The following is a 3,939-nucleotide window of genomic DNA, read 5'->3' on the forward strand; positions in this document are numbered from 1 at the left end:
TGCCTGAACTGCGCCGCCTGCTGGTTGCCCGTGGTTATCAGGAAGCCATTACCTACAGCTTCATCGATCCGAAACAGTTCGAACTGTTTAATCCGGGTGTTGAGCCGCTGCTGCTGGCTAACCCGATCTCCAATGACATGGCTGCCATGCGTTCGTCGCTGTGGCCAGGTCTGGTCAAGGCGCTTCAGCACAACCTGAACCGTCAGCAGGATCGCGTGCGTCTGTTCGAAAGCGGCCTGCGTTTCGTTGGTCAGCTCGAAGGTCTGAAGCAAGAGCCGATGTTGGCGGGTGTTGTTTGCGGTAGTCGCCTGCCGGAAGGCTGGGCGCAGGGTCGCGATACCGTCGACTTCTTCGACGTCAAGGCTGACGTCGAAGCGGTGCTGGGCTTCGCCGGTGCTCTGGAAGCGTTCACTTTCGTGCCGGGCAAACACCCAGCGTTGCACCCGGGTCAAACCGCGCGCATCGAGCGTGATGGTCGTCTGGTCGGCTTCATTGGCGCGATCCACCCTGAGTTGTCGAAAACCCTCGGTCTCGACCGTCCGGTCTTCGTCTTCGAGTTGGTTCTGGCGGAAGTGGCGTCGGGCAAAATGCCAAAATTCCACGAGTTATCACGCTTTCCTGAAGTTCGTCGTGACCTTGCACTGATTGCGGATAAAGACGTTGCAGCCACGGCTGTACTGGACGTAATCCGTGAAAATGCAGGCGAATGGCTGACAGACCTCAGGCTATTTGACGTGTATCAGGGTAAAGGCATTGATCCTGATAGAAAAAGCCTCGCAGTCGGCTTGACCTGGCAGCATCCATCGCGCACTCTTAATGACGATGAGGTGAATACCGCAACGCAAAACATCCTCACCTCGCTCGAACAAAGGTTGAACGCCACGTTAAGGAAGTGACGTATGGGGGCTCTGACGAAAGCTGAGATGGCGGAACGTCTGTATGAAGAGCTGGGCCTGAACAAACGGGAGGCCAAGGAATTGGTCGAACTGTTTTTTGAAGAAATCAGGCACGCTCTTGAAGACAACGAACAAGTCAAATTGTCCGGTTTCGGCAATTTCGACCTTCGGGACAAACGCCAGCGGCCTGGCCGCAATCCGAAAACGGGGGAAGAAATCCCGATCACGGCTCGCCGTGTGGTCACCTTTCGTCCAGGGCAGAAGTTGAAGGCCCGAGTTGAGGCTTATGCTGGAACCAAGTCATAACGACGAGCTCCCCGTCATCCCGGGCAAACGCTACTTCACCATTGGTGAAGTCAGCGAGCTGTGTGCGGTWAAACCACACGTGCTGCGCTACTGGGAGCAGGAGTTTCCTCAACTCAACCCKGTCAAACGCCGCGGAAACCGYCGGTATTATCAGCGCCAGGACGTGCTGATGATCCGGCAGATCCGCGCGCTTCTTTAYGATCAGGGGTTCACCATCGGCGGAGCGCGCCTGCGCTTGTCCGGYGATGARGCCAAAGACGACACCACCCAATACAAGCAAATGATCCGCCAGATGATCGCCGAGCTCGAAGATGTTCTGGTGGTACTCAAGAAATAAATTCCTGCTTTTAAATACTTCCAGTTTTCAAAAGCTTGCGATATATTCTTGAGCGTTCCTCGAGGTGAGGGATGAGTTTCACGCCTAGTCGGGGCGTAGCGCAGTCCGGTAGCGCACTAGCATGGGGTGCTAGGGGTCGAGTGTTCGAATCACTCCGTCCCGACCATATAATTCAAGGAGTTGCGAGATTTTATCTCGCGACCCCTTTTTATTTTTCTTCGTTTTTACCCCTACAAAACGACTGGCTCTGGGTGGAATCTTCAGCAGATATCAAGGCCGGAATGTGTCCTGGGGGAGGGCTATGGTCCCTGCTTTATGAGTGAATTGACGACTGTTTTTGGGATAATCCCTGTCGCATGTTAACGGTGCTATTGGCCGGTTTCTGCCTTACGTTACCGGCCGAAATTAATTCGGTTCCCGCCGTGGATTGACGCGTGGTAAGCGTCGGCGATCGAGGAACTAAACGGTTCTGACTGCCAAAGCTTTTTGCCGACGATACAGAATCGTCGTCGCTGTGAACCCRCACACCGCCGCGAACATCAGCCAGTAGGCAGGTGATGCCTTGTCGCCCGTGGCCTGGACAAGCAGCGTCGAGATTGCCGGGGTAAAACCGCCAAACACCGCGGTGGCCAAACTGAAGGCCAGTGAAAACCCGACCACCCGCACGTTCTGTGGCATGACTTCGGTCAGTGCCGCGACCATGGCGCCGTTGTAAATGCCAAAGAAGAATGAGAAGTACAGCAGCACGGCGAGCAGACGTTCGAAACTCGCCGCCTCTGCCAGCCAGTGCATGGCGGGATAGGCGGTGAAGATGCACAGCAACGATATCGCCAGCAAGAGTGGCCGACGGCCAATGCGGTCGGAGAGGGCGCCGCCGATAGGCAGCCAGATAAAGTTGCTGATGCCGACCAGCAGTGTGACCACCAGGCTGTCGGTGGTGCTCAGGTTCAGAACTGTTCTGCCAAACGTCGGTGTGTAGACCGTAATCAGGTAGAACGTGGTGGTGGTCATGGACGCCAGCAAGCCGCCCGCCAGTACGGTGCGCCAGTTGTCACGCATCGAGCGAAAAACTTCGCGAGTTGTTGGACGATGGCTGCGAGCAGTGAAGGCAGCGGTTTCTTCCAGTGAGCGGCGAATAATGAAAATGAACGGGATGATCACGCAGCCAATGAAGAACGGAATACGCCAGCCCCAATCGGCGATTTCAGCGGCTTGCATCGTGGCATTGATCGTGTAGCCCAACGCCGCCGCGACGACGATCGCCACCTGTTGGCTGGCCGATTGCCAACTGGTGTAGAAACCGGTGTGACCAGGGGTGGAAATTTCCGCCAGGTACACGGAAACACCGCCCATTTCCGCGCCGGCGGAGAAGCCCTGGAGCAGCCTGCCCAACAACACCAGAATCGGTGCCGCCACGCCGATGGCGGCATAGCCCGGCACCAGGGCGATCAATACGGTACCGGCGGCCATGATCGACAGCGTCACGATCAGTCCCTTGCGACGGCCCACCTTGTCGATGTACGCCCCCAGCACAATGGCGCCTAACGGACGCATCAGGAATCCGGAGCCGAATACCGCGAAGGTCATCATCAGCGAGGCAAACTCGCTGGTGGCTGGAAAGAAAGTCTGGGAGATGTAGGTCGCGTAGAACCCGAACAGAAAGAAGTCGAACTGCTCGAGAAAGTTACCGCTGGTGACCCGCAAAATGGCGCCTAATTTGGACCCCTTTGCTCGGGTTGTTGCCGTTGTCGTTTTCATCATGGCTACCGTTATGCTCACTATTGTTTTTGGAATGAGTGCTTTAACCGTCAGTCGCTGCCGGCGTTGATCGGGTTGGGTTGACGCTTCTCGATGGCGTGTTTGAGCAGCGCTGCGCTGCGGAATATTCCATGGGCGAATTTGCTGTAGGGCATGGTCAAGAAAAACGCCATGACCAGACCGAGATGGATAGCCAGCGTCAAGCCCAGAGCGCTGGTTTCACGGAAAGCCAGTAGCGCCAGGCCGCTTGCGCTGACCAGAAACAGCAGTGCGATGAAGCCGCGATCCATGGGTTTTTGGTTCTCATCGCCGTGCGCAGGGTCGCGACGCAGGTTCAGCCAAAGAAGACCCGCGGGGCCGATCAGCAGGCCGATGCCACCGGCAATACCCAACATCACCGGCAAGCTGAAGATCGGATAAGGCGCCGACCACTTCAGCAGATAGTGAAAGAGCGTGGCGACACCGGTGGCGGCGAAGCACAGCATGAAGCCGTAGAAGGTGAGGTGATGGAATCGGCGTCGCCACAAGGTGAATTGATCGTTGGCGTTGTTGCAGCCTTCGCCATGGCCGCCGTCCAGGTATTTGAGCTTCGCGACGTTGGCCGTAGCCTCCAATGCAGCGGACGTTTTCAATGGCAGTGGC

The 3,939-nt window shown here is 56.6% G+C and carries 4 protein-coding genes, 1 tRNA gene and 1 pseudogene; 4 read left to right on the forward strand and 2 right to left on the reverse strand.

Going from position 1 to position 3,939, the window contains the following annotated elements; genetic code table 11:
- The 4 genes from AC1DVH_RS27315 to AC1DVH_RS27330 all read left to right on the forward strand — a co-directional run.
- The coding region (locus AC1DVH_RS27315; protein WP_477756420.1) for a phenylalanine--tRNA ligase subunit beta at window positions 1–896 on the forward strand (896 nt) is incomplete at its 5' end.
- 3 nt (window positions 897–899) lie between these two features.
- Window positions 900–1,202 (forward strand): integration host factor subunit alpha, encoded by a 303-nt coding sequence (gene ihfA, locus AC1DVH_RS27320; RefSeq protein ID WP_002553164.1) that lies wholly within the window; start codon window positions 900–902, stop codon window positions 1,200–1,202.
- Window positions 1,183–1,539, forward strand: a complete 357-nt coding sequence (locus tag AC1DVH_RS27325; protein WP_003179985.1) for a MerR family transcriptional regulator — start codon at window positions 1,183–1,185, stop codon at window positions 1,537–1,539. Before ihfA ends, AC1DVH_RS27325 begins: the two co-directional genes overlap by 20 nt.
- An 89-nt stretch (window positions 1,540–1,628) precedes the next feature.
- Window positions 1,629–1,705: transfer RNA gene (locus AC1DVH_RS27330), tRNA-Pro, on the forward strand.
- Between the two features lie 293 nt (window positions 1,706–1,998).
- Here AC1DVH_RS27330 and tcuC read toward each other — a convergent pair.
- Window positions 1,999–3,300, reverse strand: a complete 1,302-nt coding sequence (tcuC, locus tag AC1DVH_RS27335; RefSeq protein WP_477756421.1) for a tricarballylate/proton symporter TcuC — start codon at window positions 3,298–3,300, stop codon at window positions 1,999–2,001.
- 47 nt (window positions 3,301–3,347) lie between these two features.
- A pseudogene (gene tcuB / locus AC1DVH_RS27340) lies at window positions 3,348–3,939 on the reverse strand (tricarballylate utilization protein TcuB); the annotation flags it as partial.

This window comes from Pseudomonas sp. P4_C3 (assembly GCF_056402075.1).

Bases quoted from the DNA above. Each gene is read 5' to 3' on its own strand.
- ihfA (WP_002553164.1), top strand. From the start codon at position 900: ATGGGGGCTCTGACGAAAGCTGAGATGGCGGAACGTCTGTATGAAGAG.